The 17,856-nt window shown below is 57.2% G+C and carries 16 protein-coding genes; 4 read left to right on the forward strand and 12 right to left on the reverse strand.

Features of this window, described 5'->3' with window-relative positions; translation table 11 throughout:
- Positions 1-13: 13 nt before the first annotated feature.
- The gene (locus tag ACVLVH_RS11305; RefSeq protein WP_101762473.1) at positions 14-706 is read left to right on the forward strand and encodes a DUF2076 domain-containing protein; all 693 of its coding nucleotides are present in this window, start codon (positions 14-16) and stop codon (positions 704-706) included.
- Here the strand turns inward: ACVLVH_RS11305 and ACVLVH_RS11310 are convergent, their stop codons facing one another.
- Positions 707-1,150 carry a YaiI/YqxD family protein gene (locus ACVLVH_RS11310; protein ID WP_008106050.1) on the reverse strand — a complete coding sequence of 148 codons (444 nt, stop codon included), beginning with the start codon at positions 1,148-1,150 and terminating at the stop codon, positions 707-709.
- Between the two features lie 147 nt (positions 1,151-1,297).
- Here ACVLVH_RS11310 and proC point away from each other — a divergent pair, with 147 nt between their 5' ends.
- Positions 1,298-2,110, forward strand: a complete 813-nt coding sequence (proC, locus tag ACVLVH_RS11315; protein ID WP_110867772.1) for a pyrroline-5-carboxylate reductase — start codon at positions 1,298-1,300, stop codon at positions 2,108-2,110.
- Between the two features lie 141 nt (positions 2,111-2,251).
- Here proC and ACVLVH_RS11320 read toward each other — a convergent pair whose 3' ends face one another.
- From ACVLVH_RS11320 to ACVLVH_RS11350, 7 genes are all read right to left on the reverse strand, one after another.
- On the reverse strand, positions 2,252-3,781 hold the full coding sequence (locus tag ACVLVH_RS11320; protein WP_192415348.1) for an FAD-dependent oxidoreductase: 1,530 nt from the start codon (positions 3,779-3,781) through the stop codon (positions 2,252-2,254).
- A gap of 125 nt (positions 3,782-3,906) precedes the next feature.
- Positions 3,907-5,076: an N-acetylglucosamine-6-phosphate deacetylase gene (locus ACVLVH_RS11325; protein WP_192415350.1), complete on the reverse strand. Its 1,170-nt coding sequence runs from the start codon at positions 5,074-5,076 to the stop codon at positions 3,907-3,909.
- Positions 5,069-5,842, reverse strand: coding sequence for a glucosamine-6-phosphate deaminase (locus ACVLVH_RS11330; protein WP_192415352.1), 774 nt, complete (start codon positions 5,840-5,842; stop codon positions 5,069-5,071). Before ACVLVH_RS11330 ends, ACVLVH_RS11325 begins: the two co-directional genes overlap by 8 nt.
- A gap of 1 nt (position 5,843) precedes the next feature.
- Positions 5,844-7,367, reverse strand: coding sequence for a sodium:solute symporter family protein (locus ACVLVH_RS11335; RefSeq protein ID WP_101762478.1), 1,524 nt, complete (start codon positions 7,365-7,367; stop codon positions 5,844-5,846).
- 288 nt (positions 7,368-7,655) lie between these two features.
- A complete protein-coding gene (locus ACVLVH_RS11340) occupies positions 7,656-7,958 on the reverse strand; it encodes a PsiF family protein (RefSeq protein ID WP_101762479.1) in 303 nt (100 codons plus the stop codon).
- A 102-nt stretch (positions 7,959-8,060) separates the two neighbouring features.
- Complete coding sequence (gene iraP / locus ACVLVH_RS11345) at positions 8,061-8,315, reverse strand: anti-adapter protein IraP (RefSeq protein ID WP_101762480.1); 255 nt, start codon at positions 8,313-8,315, stop codon at positions 8,061-8,063.
- Between the two features lie 312 nt (positions 8,316-8,627).
- Entirely contained in the window at positions 8,628-8,771 is a 144-nt protein-coding gene (locus tag ACVLVH_RS11350; RefSeq protein ID WP_192236733.1) for a hypothetical protein, read from the reverse strand.
- Between the two features lie 253 nt (positions 8,772-9,024).
- Between ACVLVH_RS11350 and ACVLVH_RS11355 the strand changes: the two genes are divergently transcribed.
- Positions 9,025-12,105, forward strand: a complete 3,081-nt coding sequence (locus tag ACVLVH_RS11355; RefSeq protein WP_192415355.1) for a beta-galactosidase — start codon at positions 9,025-9,027, stop codon at positions 12,103-12,105.
- On the opposite strand, the gene ACVLVH_RS11360 is transcribed toward ACVLVH_RS11355, so the two are convergent.
- Entirely contained in the window at positions 12,044-13,348 is a 1,305-nt protein-coding gene (locus ACVLVH_RS11360; RefSeq protein WP_192415356.1) for a multidrug efflux MFS transporter, read from the reverse strand. The two genes, ACVLVH_RS11355 and ACVLVH_RS11360, sit on opposite strands and share 62 nt — an antisense overlap.
- A gap of 392 nt (positions 13,349-13,740) precedes the next feature.
- On the opposite strand from ACVLVH_RS11360, the gene ACVLVH_RS11365 reads away from it, so the two are divergent.
- Positions 13,741-13,992 (forward strand): biofilm development regulator YmgB/AriR family protein, encoded by a 252-nt coding sequence (locus ACVLVH_RS11365; RefSeq protein ID WP_192415359.1) that lies wholly within the window; start codon positions 13,741-13,743, stop codon positions 13,990-13,992.
- 12 nt (positions 13,993-14,004) lie between these two features.
- Here the strand turns inward: ACVLVH_RS11365 and ACVLVH_RS11370 are convergent, their stop codons facing one another.
- The 3 genes from ACVLVH_RS11370 to ACVLVH_RS11380 form a co-directional block, all read right to left on the reverse strand.
- Positions 14,005-14,322 (reverse strand): hypothetical protein, encoded by a 318-nt coding sequence (locus ACVLVH_RS11370; RefSeq protein ID WP_101762484.1) that lies wholly within the window; start codon positions 14,320-14,322, stop codon positions 14,005-14,007.
- A 171-nt stretch (positions 14,323-14,493) separates the two neighbouring features.
- Positions 14,494-14,793: an I78 family peptidase inhibitor gene (locus ACVLVH_RS11375; RefSeq protein WP_101762485.1), complete on the reverse strand. Its 300-nt coding sequence runs from the start codon at positions 14,791-14,793 to the stop codon at positions 14,494-14,496.
- A 347-nt stretch (positions 14,794-15,140) separates the two neighbouring features.
- Positions 15,141-17,729, reverse strand: a complete 2,589-nt coding sequence (locus tag ACVLVH_RS11380; RefSeq protein ID WP_192415361.1) for a bifunctional diguanylate cyclase/phosphodiesterase — start codon at positions 17,727-17,729, stop codon at positions 15,141-15,143.
- Positions 17,730-17,856: the final 127 nt, after the last annotated feature.

The following is a 17,856-nucleotide window of genomic DNA, read 5'->3' on the forward strand; positions in this document are numbered from 1 at the left end:
CGGAGGGTTCCCCATGCAAAGCGAAGAACAACAACTTATTGAAAACCTGTTCAGCCGACTGAAACAGGCTGAGACGCAAAGCGGCCCGCGTGATGCTGGCGCAGAGCAGTTAATCAAACAGCATCTACAGAATCAGCCCGGCGCGCCTTACTACATGTCACAGGCGATCCTGATTCAGGAAGCGGCGCTGAAAAAGCTTAATGCGCAGGTTACGGATCTGGAAAATCGTCTGGCGCAGGCGCAGCAGCAACAGGCACCGCAGCAGAGCAGCGGCGGTTTTCTTTCCAGCCTGTTTGGTGGCGGATCGCGCCCGGCGGCGCAACAACAGCCAGCGTGGGGGAATCCACCGCCGCAGCCACAACAGCAATATGCGCCACCACAGCAGCAATCTGCTGCGCCGGCGGCACGCGGCACCGGCTTCCTCGGCGGCGCATTGCAGACGGCCGTTGGCGTGGCGGGCGGCGTGGTGATGGCGGATATGCTGACCAGCATGTTCCACCATTCGCAGCCGGAAGAGATCGTTAACATCATCAACGAACCGGCGCTGCCGCAGGTCGATAACAGCCTCGACACCTTTAACGGCAACGACAGCAACAATGCGTTCCTGAATGATAACTCGGGCTGGGATAACAACCTGGCGGACAACAATGATTTCGGTGACTTTGGCAGCGGCGGCGACTTTGACGACGATGATAGCTTCGTCTGATCAGCGCTGACGTAACCACTTATCTAGTTCATTGGCGAACAGTTGGCGGTCGCGTTGGCTTAAGGTCGACGGGCCGCCACTCTGAATCCCGCTGGCGCGCATCGTTTCCATAAAGTCACGCATGGTTAAGCGCTGACGAATGGTGTCTGTCGAATAACGCTCTCCGCGCGGATTCAGCGCCGCAGCGCCCTTCTCCAGTACTTCTGCCGCCAGCGGAATATCGCCGGTGATCACCAGCTCGCCGGGTTGCACCCGTTTCACAATCTCGTTATCCGCCACGTCAAACCCGGCAGCAACCTGCAGCGTTTTCAGCCACGGCGACGGCGGCACGCGCAGCGGTTGGTTGGCGACAAAGGTCACGGTAACTTTGGTGCGCTCAGCCGCGCGGTACAGCACTTCTTTGATGACATTGGGACAGGCATCGGCATCAACCCAAATCGACATGATGACTCCTTTTTCACAGACAATGAGGCTGATCTTGCCGTGCTACGGCAGAATGGCAACTGTTTTTGCTGGCCGCCCGCCTTGTTATTAATCCTCGCTGACGTAAGCTTACCCCCACAGAAAATGAACCACTTAGAGGATAAAGCGATGCTGGATAAAAAAATCGGGTTTGTCGGCTGCGGCAATATGGCGAAAGCCATCATTAGCGGACTGGTCAACAGCGGGCAGATCGCCCCCGCCAATATCTGGGTATTCGACCGTAAGCCCGCCACCAATCAGGCGATGGCGCAGCAATATGGCGTCACCGCCGCAGACAGCGTGGAAAGTCTGGCGCGCGAAGTGGATATCCTGTTTGGCGCGGTGAAACCCAATGTGATTCTCAAAGTACTGAAAGATCTTGCCGGCCAGCTGAAGAAAGATGTGCTGGTGGTCTCGATTGCCGCAGGCGTGACGCTGGATTCTCTGGCATCGGTGCTCGGCCACGATCGCAAAATCATCCGCGTGATGCCCAATACGCCATCACTGGTGAACGAAGGTATGACCTCGGTGACGCCAAACGTGCTAGTGGAAGCGCATGAAGTGGATGAAGTGGTGGGGATTTTCGAAAGCTTCGGCAAAGCGGCGGTGGTAAATGAATACCTGATTCACGCGGTGGTTGGCGTGAGCGGCTCAGCGCCAGCCTATGTGTTTATGTTTATTGAAGCGATGGCCGATGCGGCGGTGCTCGGCGGCATGCCGCGTGCGCAGGCATATCAGTTTGCGGCACAGGCGGTCAAAGGTTCGGCGCAGATGGTGCTGGAAACCGGCAAGCATCCCGGCGAGCTGAAAGATATGGTGTGCTCGCCAGGCGGCACCACCATCGAAGCGGTGAAAGTGCTGGAAGAGAAAGGCTTCCGCGCTGCGGTGATTAATGCGATGCAGCAGTGTATGGCGAAGTCAGAGGCGTTGAGTAAGCAGTGATCGGTGCGCTTTGCCCCTCACCCTAACCCTCTCCCGCAAGCGGGAGAGGGAACTGATCGAGCATGTGGCAAACTCGCGCATGCGGGAGAGGGGTCCGATCGGGCATGTGGCTGCGTCTCCCTCTCCCTGTGGGAGAGGGCATCAGGCCGCTGCGTACGCCTCATACAGCGCAATACCCTGCGCCAGCGTCATGGGCTGCTGCATCTCCTGCACCAGCGCTGCTGTCAGCGTATATAACCCGGCAGAACACACCGCCGTAATCATCCCCTCCTGACAATAGAAAGCGATAAACTGCTTATTCTGCAGCGATCCCAGCAGCCGGTAATCGTCCCACTCTTCCGCATGCCCCAGATACTCATAGCGGGTACCGTAATGCGCGGTCCAGAAGAACGGCACGCGGTCATACAAGACCTGTTTCCCTAACATATTCAGCGCCGCGATGCGCCCTTGCTGGTGCGCCACGCGATAGTGCTCAATGCGTTGTGGGCCCTGCACCGACGGATAACTGGCGATATCACCGGCCACCCAGATGTTATCGGCCACGCGCAGCTGGCTGTCGGTGAGCAAGCTGCCATCTTCTTCCAGCGGCAGGTCGTGGATGAATGAGGTCGCCGGCACCACGCCCGTGCCAAACAGCACCAGGCTGGCATCAACTTTTTTGCCACTCTTCAGGCGCACGGCAGTGACTTTGCCCTCGCCTTCCAGCGCCACGGGATCACCTTCGACAAACTTCACGCCGTTGCTGCGATGCAGATCGTAAAAGTGGCGGCCAATCTCTTCGCCAAACTGTTTAGCGAACGGCAGCGGCTGGCGCGCAATCACCGTGACATCAACATCACGATTACGCAGCGAACCTGCCATCTCCATGCCGATAAAGCTGTTGCCGATAATCACCAGCTGTTCGGTTTTATCCACCTCTTTGAGTAACTCATCGGCCTGATTAAGCGATCGCAGCAGATGCACGCCGTCGAGATCTTTACCCGGTATATCGAGCGGTTGCGGCACGCCACCGCTGGCAATGAGCAGTTGGTCAAACTTCACTTGCTGACCGCCTTTAAGGATCAGCGTTTGCTCAAGCGCTTTGAGCTGCTCGACATCGCCCTGAATCCGCTCCACCGTACCCAGCACATCCTGCTGCAGCAGCTTAGGTACATCCTCAATCGCCATTTTGCCGGACGGCACGAATTTGCTCAGTGCGGTGCGATCGTAAGGTGCGGCCGATTCCCGCTCGATCAACACAATATGCCCTTTAAAACCTTCATCGCGCAGCGTCCAGATCGCCGCACTCCCCGCCGCGCCCGAACCGAGAATCACGCATACCGGTGACTCACCTTGTGCGGAGGGCGCACTGGCGGGCGACATCGCCTGCGGGCTGACCAGCACTTTGCCTTGTTCGATGCGCACCGGATAACGCTTGAGATTCGCCAGCGCCAGCGGCTCGCACATCTGCCCATCCTGCAGCTGAAACACCGCTTTGTGCCACGGACAGATCAGCTTGTCGCCACACACCGCGCCCTGCTCTAACGGCGCACCGGCGTGCGGGCATTTGGCCTGAAACGCCTGCACCCGCTCATCGTCACGTATCAGTACCACATCGGTGTCGCCGACGGTAAATTTGGTAGGTTTGCGCTGTGCCAGCGACTTGAGTTCCACGACAGTTTGATAGCTCACGTTAGGCCTCCTTTCTTGTGGTTTTTGAGGTATTCAGCAAATCCCTACAAAGAGTAAGCCTGGCAAAGCATGGTGATTTGTCCGCATCAACAACGCGCTGAGGTAGGTAAGTTATTGTTTATTCGCTAAAGATAATCTTCACCATCCCGCCACACGACAGCGCCTTGCTTCACACAGCCGCGTAAAGCCACGCCGCCGTCCGCCTGAGCAGCCAGCAGCAGCACATCGGCGGGTGCGCCGCACGCCAAACCTTGCTGCTGTGGCAGATTGAGCTGCCGCGCCGGACGAACAGACGCCATCTCAATCGCCTGCGCCAGCGTCGCCAGCTGATGGCGCAGCAGGAAGTTCACGCCCTCCAGCAAACCACGCGCCGATCCCGCCAGCAGCTGCGGCGCATCGGCGATGCTCAGGCGTCCGCTGGCACTAAGCTGCACGCGGCCGCCAATCGCGGTGTCGTAGATGCCAGGCGGCTGCCCGGCGAACGAGGTGACGTCACTGACCAGCAGCGCTTGCTCGCCTTTGGCACGCAGGAACACTTTCAGCACGTCCGCCGGCAGGTGATCGCCATCGGCAATCAACGTGGCCGTCAGCGCATCTTCCGCCAGCTGCTGCCAGATGTAATTGGGATGACGCGGCAGTTGCAGATGCGCGCCGTTGCCGAGATGGGTGGAGAGCGTGGCGCCCGCGTCAACCGCCGCGTGAATTTGCGCTGGCGTGGCGGACGTATGCCCAATGGCGACGCGCACCTGCTGCGCCACACAATGTTTGATCAGCGCATCGCTGTGCGGCCATTCCGGCGACAGCGTGAGCAGGCGAATATGCTGCTGCGCGGCTTGCTGCCAGCTGTCGAACAGCGCAATATCCGGTGCGCGAATCGCCTCGCGCGGATGCGCACCGCGCGGCCCATCTTCAGGCGACAAAAAAGGTCCTTCCAGATGAAACCCCGAAACGGCGCGTGCCACGTCAGGATGCTGCTGGCGGGCGCTGGCGAGTCGCTGCATCGCCTGCGCAATTTCCTCCGACATGGCGGTGATCACCGTTGGCAGAAAGCTGGTGACGCCCTGCTGCCACAGCGCGCGCGTGGCGTGCAGCACATCCTCTTCGCTAAAAGGAAAATGGTTAAAATCGACGCCCTGAAAACCGTTGACCTGCAGATCGACCAAGCCCGGCGCGAGGATAATCTCCTCTTCCAGTTTATTCAGCGCGCGCACATCACTGATGGTGCCGTGCTCAATCTCCAGCTCAATCGGTTGCAGCGTGCGGTAATCGCGACCGCGCAAAATGAGGTTAGTCAAAGGTCACCTCCGGGCAGGCATCGCTGTCGGTATAGAGCGTGCAATCGGCATGCTGGCGCAGACACGTCGCCGGACACGCGGTGGAGATCGCATCCTCAAGCGTTGCGCGCACCGCCGCGCGTTTGCTGGCACCCGGCACCATGCAGAACAGCCGCGCACCACTCATCAAGGCTGGAATCGTGAGCGTCACGGCATGCGTCGGTACCGCCTTGAAACTGGCGAAACAGCCATCGTTGACCTGCTGCTGGCGGCAGGCATTATCCAGCTGCACCACCTTAACGGAGAAAGGATCGTTGAAGTCGGCCACCGGCGGATCGTTGAAGGCTAAATGGCCGTTCTCGCCAATGCCCAGACACACTGCATCAATCGGTGCAGCGGTAAGTTTTGCCGCGTAATCCGCACAGATCGCGGTAGGATCGCCGCAAGAGGGAAGCAGATGGACTTCACCAGGCTGCACCCTATCAAACAGCTTCTGGCGTAAAAAGTGGCTGAAACGCTGCGGCGCATCCGTCTCCAGCCCGATGTACTCGTCCATATGGAAAGCGTGAATACGCGACCAGTCGATATCCCCAGCCGCAATCAGCGCGGCGAGAAACTCGTTTTGCGAGGGCGCGGCGGCAAACACCATGCGCACCACATGCTGTTCACTCAGCCGTTGACGCAGAAACGCGGCCACATCCTGCGCCGCAGCCGCACCTAATGCCGCGCGGCTGGCGAAGCGTTTGATCCGTAAGCGATCTCGGGTTCCCTGTTGTAAGAGCGTCATATTATCCCTCCTGAGAGACGTTGCTTTTATGCGCCCAGCGCTGTGCGGCAGGCGCATCCTGATCCTGATTGAGTGCGTTCAGCAGCTGATCTACTTCCGGGCGCACCGGCGCGCGGCGTAACCAGCCCATCACCACAAACAGCACCAGCGAGGACATCACCGGCGCAGCCACCACGGTGGCGGTGCTGACATCGGTAAAGACAAATTTCACGCAGAAGAAAGTGCCGACGCCGATCGCCCAACTCACCAGCGCGGCGGCGCTGCCGCTGCGACGAAATGCCGGCAGCAAACCCAGCAGCATGGGAATGGAGATCGGGCCGACTAAGCCGCCAAACCAGATGATCAGCAGCGACAGCACGCCGCCGAAGTGGCTGGCGTTCATGGCAATAACCAGCGTGGTGATAATGAAGATAAAAGCGGTGAGCCGCGCCACCAGCAGCGAGCTTTTACCGCGCTGAAAGTGTTTCGGCAGCATGCCGGGCAGGATATCGCGCGTCACCACCGCCGTAATGGCGTTGGCATCCGACGAGGTCATCGACAGCGTGTGAGTAAACATCGCCACCAGCACCAAACCCACTAGACCATTCGGCAGCAGCTCCATCGCCATCATCGAATAAGAGCGCGACGGATCGCTGAGATTGGGAAACAACAGCGGCGCTGCCCACATCGGCCAGAACAGAATCAGCGGCCAGATGAGATAGAGCGCGGCGGAGAGGCGCGCCGCTTTGCGTGCATCGCGGCCGGCGGGCGCGGCTATAAAGCGCTGCGCCAGATTCCAGGTGCCGCCGTTGTAGCTCAGCGTGTAGATGACGAAATAGGCGAGAATAAAGCCGATGCTGTACGGCTCCTGAATGATCTGGGTGTGGGTTGGCGGCAAACGCTGCCAGATGGTGAACAGCTCAGCAAAGCCGCCGAGATGCACCGCCACCGCGACCACCATCACAATCGCGGCGACAAACTGCACCACGAACTGGCCGAAGTCGTTGCAGGCATCCGCCCACAATCCGCCCATCACGGTGTAAAACAAACTCAGCGCGCCGGAAACGCAGATGCCAATCAGCGGATCGAGTCCGGTGAAGACGTTGATGATCACCGCAATCGCCGCCCACTTCGCGCCGACGTCAAAGGTTTTCAGCAGCACCCCGCTCCACGCCAGCACCATTTGCGTTGGCAGGTTGTAGCGCGTGGCGAGATATTCCATCGGCGATTCGATGTTCATATAGATACGCAAGCGCGCCCAGCGCGGCGCAAACAGGCGTGAACCTATCAACACCGCGATCGCGATGGGAAACGCCCACCAGAAATAGATGGTGATGCCCATGTTGTAAGCCACCGCCGCATAGGCGACAAACACCGCCGCGCTGTAGCCTGACATATGATGCGACACGCCCGACAGCCACCACGGCATTTTGCCGCCAGCCGCAAAGAAATCACGCGTGCTGCCTACCTTGCGCATCGCCCACAAGGTTATAGCCACAATCATCAGCGCATAAAGCGCCATCACAGCATAATCAAGCACATTCATAGCAGACTCCACAGGTAAAGGCTGCCCAACGAACGCTCTGGCTTCGCGGGGATTGAGCGGATGGAATAATTAGTCATCATTTAGGACTAAAGCATCCTGACAGCGTTATCGGTGCGGTTTTGTGATGAGGATCCTGATATGAGTTTTTCCTCTGACGTGATAAGTAAAATTGAATATGTCTGCGCCGCAGCTTACAGCAATAAAAAAAGGGTTCACGCTAAACATGAACCCTTATTCCTTTTCACGCATGAGTGATTTAAAAACGGCGACGATTTATCGCTAATTAAATCAGCTTTTCTTCAGGCACGAACTCATAAACGTTTTACGTGCATCGCCGGTGAGCTTTTTATCGCTCGCATCAGCATTACAGGTTTTCATCTTCATTTGTTGCGGCGTCATACTGCCTATTTTGCTGTCTTTTTTCAGACAGTCACTCATAAAGCTTTTACGCGCATCGCCTTTCAGATTTTGTGTACCGGCGCTCTGGTTACACTGGGTCATTTTTTCCTGCTGTGCGGTTTTCTCTGCCGCACTCGCTCCGCCTGCAATCAGCAAGCCTGCTGTCATTATTGCCAAAAGACACGATTTCATTACCGGATTCTCCGTAGCATTATTGCTCTCTAAGCATGGCACGGAATAAGCAAATACGAGAAATCGATAATGACAATTGCCTGCAAAAACAGGCGATAGCCGTTATACGCGCGGATGATGCAGCAACTTCTCTACGTAATTACGCAGCATGGTGGTATCGGGCGTTTCAGCCGCGGGGGCGACGGGCGGCATGGCTAATTTAATAGCGGCCTCAATGTCGTGGAATTGATCAGGATTCAGTTTGCGCAACATCGCGGTTAACACGATTTCTAATGCCTCAACCTGAGCCACTAATTCTTTAGACTCTTCTTCTTTTTCAGCCAGCTTTAGAAGGAGTTCCGCAATCAGGTTTTTCATGCGACAAGCTCAATGAGAGAAGAAAAACAGACGTTAGCATTGCGCTGAATAAAACAACAAGGATTTTTAAGCCGTTTTAGAGAAAAAACAGCCAAACGGCAGAATAAAAAAACCGGCTAGATTTCAATAGGTAATAGCGAAACGTTTCACTGAACGCCTAAGGGTTAATTGAAACGTTTCGCTCACCTATATCCTAAATAATTCGACTGCAGGAAGGCGGCAAGTGCAATCATCCTCAGGAGCTTACTTCAGTAAGTGACTGAAGGTGAATGCACGCAGCCAACCCACCTGCAGCCTGAAGTATGACGGGTATTAATGCGGTCCCATAAATCCGCGTCCCGGACCGCCGCCACCATGACCGCCACCCCAACCGCCGCCACCCGGAGGTGGGAAAATACAACCGCTCAACGCGGTGACCAATGCCACAACTGCGGCGATTTTAATCATACGGACCATAATTACCTCGGAATGGTGAAATCGGGCTGAGTGTATGAGGCCGCATCGAGCACGACAATACAGAATTCTCCGCAACCCGGCGCTATTCATCTCTGCTCACCACGCTTAACAATTTACTGGCACTAAAGCGGCAAAAACATTGCACGGGTGGCATAGATTGCTGCCAACGCGCTGCGCAAAATCGTTGTTGAACGCTTTACAGCCGGTGCGATTTCACGCAATGTGAGCGCATTACAATAAATGAGATCTCATCATGAGCTTATCTGCTGTCTCCCTGAGTGAAATTCTGGCGCGCCGTGACTGGGAAAATCCGGTGATCACCAGCCTTAATCGACTGGATGCGCATCCGCCGTTTGCCAGCTGGCGCGACGAAATCAGCGCGCGCGACGATCGCCCTTCGCCTTCGCGCCAGCTATTGAACGGCCAATGGAGCTTCAGCTACTTCACGCAGCCGGAAGCGGTACCGCAAAGCTGGCTGCTACAGGATTTGCCTGGCGCCGATGCGCTGCCGGTGCCCGCAAACTGGCAGCTGCACGGCTTTGACGCGCCAATTTATACCAACGTGCAGTATCCGATTCCGGTCACGCCACCTTTGGTGCCGCAACAGAATCCTACTGGATGCTACTCGCTCACATTCAAAGTGGATGCTAGCTGGCTACAACAGGGCCAGACGCGCATTATCTTCGACGGCGTAAATTCGGCCTTTTTCCTGTGGTGTAACGGCCAGTGGATCGGCTATTCGCAGGATAGCCGCCTGCCCGCCGAGTTTGATCTTACTCACGCCTTGCAGCCCGGCCAGAACCGCTTAGCCGTGATGGTTCTGCGCTGGTGCGATGGCAGCTATCTGGAAGATCAGGATATGTGGCGCATGAGCGGCATCTTCCGTGATGTCAGCTTGCTGCATAAGCCGGAGACGCAGTTGGCCGATGTGCAGATTGAAACCGCGCTGAGCCCGGAATACCTGCGCGGCGATCTGCGTGTCAGCGTCAAGATCCACGCCGGCGATCGTCAGCCCGCGCAGTGCCGATTGCGCGTCAGTTTGTGGCGCGGCGACAGCTGCATTGGTGAGCAGGAACAGGCACCCGGCAGTGCGATTATCGACGAGCGCGGTCATTATCCCGAACGCGCCCTGCTGATTTTGCCGGTCAACCAGCCGCAACTGTGGAGCGCCGAAACGCCGCATCTCTATCGCGCGGTGGTGACGCTGCTGGATGAAAACGGTGCCGTGCTCGAAGCCGAAGCTTACGACGTCGGTTTCCGCCGCGTCAGCATTGAACAGGGCCAATTGTGCCTCAACGGCAAGCCGCTGCTGATTCGTGGTGTGAACCGCCATGAACATCACCCGGAACACGGTCAGGTGGCGGATGAAGCCAGCATGCGCCGCGATATCGAGCTGATGAAGCGCCACAACTTCAACGCGGTACGCTGCGCGCACTATCCCAATCATCCGCTGTGGTATCGCCTGTGCGATCAATATGGTTTGTATGTGGTGGATGAGGCGAATATCGAAACGCACGGTATGCAGCCCATGAATCGCCTCTCCAGCGATCCGCGCTGGTTCGCCGCCTACAGCGAGCGCGTCACGCGCATGGTGCAGCGCGACCGCAATCATGCCTGCATTATTATCTGGTCGCTGGGCAACGAATCAGGTCACGGCAGCACGCACGATGCGCTCTATCACTGGGTGAAAAGCAGCGATCCGACGCGTCCGGTGCAGTACGAAGGCGGCGGCGCCAACACCGCCGCCACCGATATCGTCTGCCCGATGTACGCGCGCGTCGATCAGGATCAGCCTTTTCCGGCGGTGCCAAAGTGGTCGCTGAAAAAGTGGATTGGTTTGCCGGGCGAGACGCGGCCATTGATTCTGTGTGAATACGCCCACGCGATGGGCAACAGCTTTGGCGGTTTCGCGAAATACTGGCAAGCCTTCCGCCAGTTCCCGCGCTTGCAGGGCGGCTTCGTCTGGGATTGGGTCGATCAAAGCCTGACGCGCTACGACGACAACGGTGAAGCCTGGCAAGCCTACGGCGGGGATTTTGGCGATACGCCAAACGATCGCCAGTTCTGCATGAACGGGCTGGTTTTTGCCGACCGCTCACCGCATCCGGCGCTGTTTGAAGCCCAGCGCGCGCAGCAGTTCTTTCAGTTTCAGCGGGATGCTAACGAGCCGTATCGCTTTACCGTCAGCAGCGAATATCTGTTCCGCCGCAGCGATAACGAAGTGCTGCGCTGGTCAATCGAGCAGGATGGCGTTGCCATCGCCAGCGGTGAATTGCCGCTCGATCTCGCCGCTCAAGGCAGCCAGACCTTTACGCTGCCCGCCAGTGAAGATTTGCAGGGCAACGCGTGGCTGAATCTGGCGGTGCATCAAATCAACGCCACGCCGTGGTCCGAAGCGGATGCGCGCGTCGCCTGGGATCAGTGGCCGCTGCCCGCTGCGCTGCCGGTGCGCGTTGTGGAGATCGGTGCCACCGCGCCGGAACTGATCGCCAATCACGATTTGGTGGCGGTGGTTGTGCCGCAGCAGCGCTGGCACTTCTCGCGCCGCAGTGGCGAGCTGGTGCAATGGTTTGTTGATGATGAAGAAACGCTGCTCACGCCGCTGCAGGAGTGCTTTATTCGTGCGCCGATTGATAACGATATCGGCACCAGCGAAGCTGCCAATGTTGATCCCAATGCGTGGGTCGAGCGCTGGAAACGTGCGGGCTACGATGAGTTACAAGCGGTGCTGGTGGATATGCAGGTCGATAGCCTGAAACACAGCGTGCTGATTGAAACCTGGCATCAGTGGCTGGCCAACGGTCAGCTGGCTTTCACCAGCCACAAACGCTATCAAATTAATGCTAACGGTGAGTTGTCCATTAGCGTCAATGTGGAACAGGCGCCCGGTCTGCCGGCGCCGGCACGCATCGGGCTGCGCTGCCAACTGGCGAAGTCGCCGCAGCAGGTGAGCTGGCTCGGTTTGGGCCCGCACGAGAACTATCCGGATCGCCAACTGGCGGCGCAGTTCTCGCGCTGGCAGCTGCCGCTGGCAGCGCTCAGCACCGCGTATGTGTTCCCCGGTGAAAATGGTTTGCGCTGCGGCGCGCGTCAGTTACAGAGCAATGGCTTGCAGGTGAGCGGCGACTTCGCCTTTTCGCTCAGTCGCTTCAGCCTTGAACAGCTGCGTGCCACCTCGCATCGCCACTTATTGCAGCAAGAGGAGGGCTGCTGGCTGCACCTCGACGGCTTCCACATGGGCGTCGGCGGTGATGATTCATGGAGCCCAAGCGTTAGCCCGGAGTTTTTGCTTTCTCAGCAGCGCTGGCACTACGCGCTGACGTTGCGTCAGTAAGTTTTTCTGCGGTTTCACGCTGGCTCAAAGGTGGAGTCAGCGTGGTTTTCGGCCGACGATAGAAGCGGCGCAGGAAGATCACGTTAACCATCACCACCATCGCCGTGGCGAAGAACACCCAGCGATAGCCGGTTGCCGCCGATACCGCCGCGCCCAGCAGCGGACCCGCCACGTTACCCAAGTACATAAACGATTGGTTGTAGCCGAAAATGCGCCCGGTGACGTTATCGCGTGAATGCCGCACCAGCAGCGTTTGCACCGCCGGCATCATGGCACCATCGGCAAACCCCAACAGGAAACGCAACACGCCCAACTGCGTCGCGCTGGTGACGAACGACATCGCCACCAGCAGCAATAATGAAACCATCATAGTGGCGAGCAGAATGCGTTGCGTGCCAATACGATCGCCGAGTTTACCCAGCCGTGGCGCGGAGATCAGCGCCGATACGCCCGGCAGCGCGGCGATCACCCCGCTGAGAAACGCGATGTTCTGCGCATTCGGTGCCAGCTCGCGCACGAACAGCGTCAGGATGGGGTTCACCGAGCCGTTGCACATCTGAATCACCATGGTGGTGAAGAACAGGCAGATCATTAAGCGCGGATTATCGAGGGTGAGAAACACGTCGCGCCCGCTCAGCTTGTCCTGCTTGCTAACCGGCGTATAACCGGTCTCTTTTATCAGAAATAAGGTGACGAGAAAGCTCACCATCAGCAGCACGGCGGTGACGATAAACACCATGCGTAAACCGAGCCAGTCCGCCAGCAAACCGCCAATCATCGGCCCGAGAATGACGCCGCTGATCTGCCCGGTGGAAACACAGCTGAGCGCCCAGCCGCTGCGCTCGCGCGGCACCTGCGCCGCCACCAGCGCCATCGCATTGGGAATGTAGCCGGACGTAAGGCCCATCAGCGCGCGCAGCAGCAACAGCTGCCACGCCTGAGTGACAAACGCCTGCAGCAGAATCACCGCGCCCATGCCGAAAGAGGCGCGCAGCAGCATTAGCTTGCGCCCTTTACGGTCAGCAAGGCTGCCCCATAACGGCGCGACGGCGGCAGAAACAATGAAGGTGACGCTGAAAGTGAGTCCAGACCAGACGCTGAGCGCGTTACCGCCACGAATCCCGAGTTCTTCCACATACAGCGGCAGGAAGGGAATGATCTGACTGATAGCAAGGCCGGTAAAAAAGCAGCCAAACCAAACAGATATCAGATTAACTTTCCAGGACTCGATGGAGCGTAACATGGGCGTGGGCATCAGCAGAATGAAACGAGAGTTCAGTCTAACAATCTCATAACATTACCGGACGGCAAAACATGGCATGGGCGAAAAAACGCAGTTTTACACTGTCGAGCGTGATTTTGCTCACAGCAAATCATGTCTGAAAGCCGTTTTTTAGTGTCTTTATGTGCTGAAACCCAGCCTGCCGCAAGATAAGCGCATCGCAATGGCAGGCAAACGTGAAAAAATATGTCTACACGTTACTGACAATATTCCACACCGCATCTATGTTTAAAAAACCACCAGTTATCACTGGCGACGCGCTGTCTGTTCTGGACAGTCCGCATGATTAAACCCAATTTCCCCATGCTGCCATTATCCGGCGGTGGGCATCGTTGTCTCTGCGGAGGTCAGCTATGAGAACCCAGCCAAACAGCGCCAGTCGGGCGATTACCGACTACTTCAATAGCCCAGCCTGGCATGCACCGCATGAGAGCGACCTGTTAGCGGCGATCATGCGCGAACTGATGGATGACGGACAGCCTGCCACCAGCAAAGCGATTATTGCGCGCGTGATTGATAAGCTGGAATTTGAAGGGGATGAACAGCAGCTGCAGAGCTACCGCAACTTACTGGCAAAACTGCTGGAATCGGGGCCGCAGAAATAGCGGCCCACGCCACTATTTTACCGCACGCAGATGGTCGGCTTCGCTGACAAATGCCTTGCCGCTTTGACGCTGGTACAGGCAGAGTTCGCGTCCGACCTGATTTTTCATGTGCTTTTGCGGATAGCGACCTTCCAGCAGCAGCGCATCAAAGCCCACGCTGTCATCATACTGAATCGGCTTACCCACCACTTTCGCTGTCTTCAGGCCGCTGGCCTTGAGACAGCTTTGCTGCATATTTTTGTCGTTCTGCTGCCATGCGGCTTCGCTCGACGCCTGCGCCAGCGGACTCAACAACAGCGTTAACAGCAGCAATTTTCCACGCGTTCTCATCATCACTCCTCCATCAGCCTTGCAGGCCGAAAGATAAAAAAATTCCCGCCGCAGCGGGAAGAAATAAGACGAACATTGCATATTCGAGAGTGACGAGGAAATCTCCGTAGTGCGCAGTTATCCTCGCCCGGCGCTGTGACAGCCCGATGACAATGCAATGTCGTTTTTTTGTTATCCGCAGTACACCCGGGAAATTTTACCGCTTTGATCCGCCGCGAAATTTATCCGACGCAGATTGAAATCCATCGTTACCGCTGAATTCCACGGAATAGCACGCACGGGCACCGCGAAGCGTTTGTTGTCGAGCGTCGATAATGGCTGACCAACGTAGTTTTGGTATTGCGATGCGCCGCACTGATCGGTTTCCGGATCGTGGCTGGCAGCCGCGCTGGCGTCAGGTTTGCTGGCTGACTGGCACGCGGTCAGGGCAAAAAAGGCCGTTACCAGTAGCGCTTTTCCATAATGGGTCACAAGTTTCTCCTCCTGGATAAATAGACAACCGGTTTTTGAGAGTAGCAAAGCGTGACCGTGAAACGGAAATTTTTACAGCAGATTGGTCGCACTAATAAGCTCAAAAGGGCGATCTTCCTCTCAAAAGTTAGGATTAATCGCACGCACTGTCTAAAAATCAATCCGCCAGCCACTACAATTAACTAAGAATTTTCTTAGCGAGGAGGCAATGATGGAACTGGTGATTTTTGTTGGCTTCGCCGCTCTGATGACGTTTGTTGCGATCAGAGTGCGTTAAAAAGCCGCGCACATTTCGTAGCCGCGCGATTTATCACGCAATGAATTGCGCCGCTACAATGTGTGCAAAATCAATTGACGGTTTCCTCTTCCTGTAACCGCGTATTAAAGGCGGCCAGCGACATGGGTCGGCCAAGGACATATCCCTGCCCTTCTTCACACGACAGCGCTTTCAGCGCCTTTAGCTGTGCTTCGGTTTCAATCCCTTCAGCGGTAATGGTCAGCGCAAACGCGCGCGCCAGGCCGACAATCCCCGCCACCACCGATTGCGCCTGCTGCGATTCCGGGAACTCCTTCATCCATGAACGATCGATCTTCAAGCCGTTGAACGGGAAAGTTTTCAGATAGCCCAACGCCGCATAGCCAGTACCAAAATCATCCACCGTCAGCCGCACGCCGAGCGCGCGCAGGCCTTGCATGATCTCCAATGCGCGATCCGGATTCTCAAAAGTGACGTTTTCGGTGATCTCCAGCTCCAGACGTGTGGCCGGTAATCCACTCACCTTCAGCGCATGCGCCACGCGCTGCACCAGATCGTTATTACGAAACTCCACCGGCGAAATATTCACAGAAACATAGCGCTGTTCGCCCCAGTCGCGGGCGTCCACGCATGCGCGCATCAGCACCCAATCGCTGATCGCAGCGATCAGGCCGTTCTCTTCCGCTAACGGAATAAAGCGATCGGGCGTGATCCATTGGTCGTCGGCTATCTGCCAGCGAATCAGCGCTTCAGCGCCAGCCAGCTGCCCGCTTTGCAGCTGATAGCGCGGCTGGTAATGCAGCGTGAAGGCGTGATTGTGCAGCGCGCCTTCAATCGCCTGCACCATGTCGCGTTTTGACTGCAGATGGTTCGCCATATCGGTGGAGTACCAAACCCACCGATCGCGTCCGGCACTGCGCGCCTGAGCCAGCGCAATATCGGCCAGGCGTAACAGCGCTTCCGGCTGAGCCGCATCCTGCGGTGCTGATACAATGCCCATGCTGGCGGTGAGGCTGATTTGATGCGAGCCGCTGATGATCGGTTGATGCACCATGCGCTGCAGCGCACGACAGCGATATTCCACACCCGCCCGCGTGCTTTCGCGCAGCAGCAAAATAAAGGCATCGCCGCCGAGCCGGGCCGCCAGTTCATTCGGCGCCAGCAAGCTTTTCAGCCGTGTCGAGATCTCATTCAGAACGTCATCACCGACCGCGTGGCCCCACGTATCGTTGATCGGTTTGAACTGATCGAGATCGAAACTGATGACAAACAGCGGATCATCCGCGCTGACGCACTCCAGATACGCGGTTAAATACTCCTGCAGCTGCATGCGGTTCGCGAGGCCGGTCAGCATGTCATGACGTGACAGAAACTGAATGCGCGCTTCGGCGTCCACTTCATGAGTGATATCCGACACCGTGCCGCGAAAACCCGAGCGCAGGCCGTTACGCCGAATGGCTTTCGCCATTAACTGCCCAATGCGGCGCTCGCCGTTGGCCGACATAAACTGGCAGCGCAGCGGCACAGGTTTCACCTCTTCGCCTTGACGCATCAGCCAGGAGACCAGCGAATGGCTGGGATGGCTCAGCAGTTGATCGAGCGGACGTCCAATCCAGCTTTTCACTTCATGGCCGGTCACCGCAGCAAAGCGCGACGAGAGATAACAGAGGCGGCCCTGTGCGTCGACTTCCCAAATCCAGTCCGACGCGGCTTCCGCCAGATCGCGAAAACGCTCTTCGCTGTTGGCCAACTCACGCTGACTGATCGCCAGCATTTCAAAGCGACGATCGGAGATCACCGCGTTGTGCAGTGCATGCCGCAGCACGCGACGCGTCACCAGCGCCACCGCCAGCGCGGTGAACAGCAGCAGCGGCATCATCAGCCACATCACGCCGAAGCCGGGATTTTTCGGCTGCCAGCGCAGCACCAGGGGTTCGCCCTGCAGCACCGGCTCCACCAGCCGTGGCTCAAACAGCGCATCGTTTAGATCGCTGGCGATGCGCGGCTCAATCACATTCAGGGATGTGCCCAGCGTTTGCAGTTTTTGTGGCGTGAAAATGTTAACGAACACCATGACCGAAGCGGGGCCGGGCATCGTCGGCAAATCCTGTCCTTTGCCCGGCGTAATCGGTGCGGCCACGACGATCGCCGGGTTACTCTCCACCAGCGCATTGCCTGCAACGGCGTCATGCCGTGAGCGCGCCTCGCTTAGCAGTACGTTGCTTTGTGCGCCTAACAAGCTCTCAATCGAAGCATCTGATAATTCACCGTTAATCACCGCATAGCGGGTTTTCCCATTGCCATCTACCACGAACACGCCGTCGTAGTGATACTCCTTGTAAAGCCCCGGACCAAAGTTCTCTTCGTCCCACGCCCAAACCTTATTGACCGTCAGATGCAGGTTCTTCCAGCCTTCGCCCCAGTTAGCATAATCGCGCGCATCGACGAGCATCTGTTGCTGCTGTTGCTGCCACGCCTGACGCATCAGATTGGCATCCTGCTGGATTGAGTCGATGTTTTGTCGATGGGCGATAACTAACACCATCACCACAGAAAGAAGTAGCACGCCAAACAGCAGCGAGGATAAGGTGCGCAGAATGCGCCGCGTCAGCCTTACCGTATGTGCTTCCATATTGGTCCTGGCGGCCAGTGCCGTGTGCCGGTGAAACTCAGAATTCATGCGCATTGCTCGTAGAATACAGGCAGCAAAAAAGGCGGATGACAACGCAGACTGCGCACATCTCCACCCTGTAGGGTTTGATCGGTTATCGGCCCCGAGCGCCGCAGATTTAGTCTTGTTGGTGGAA

This window comes from Kluyvera sp. 1366 (assembly GCF_054823405.1).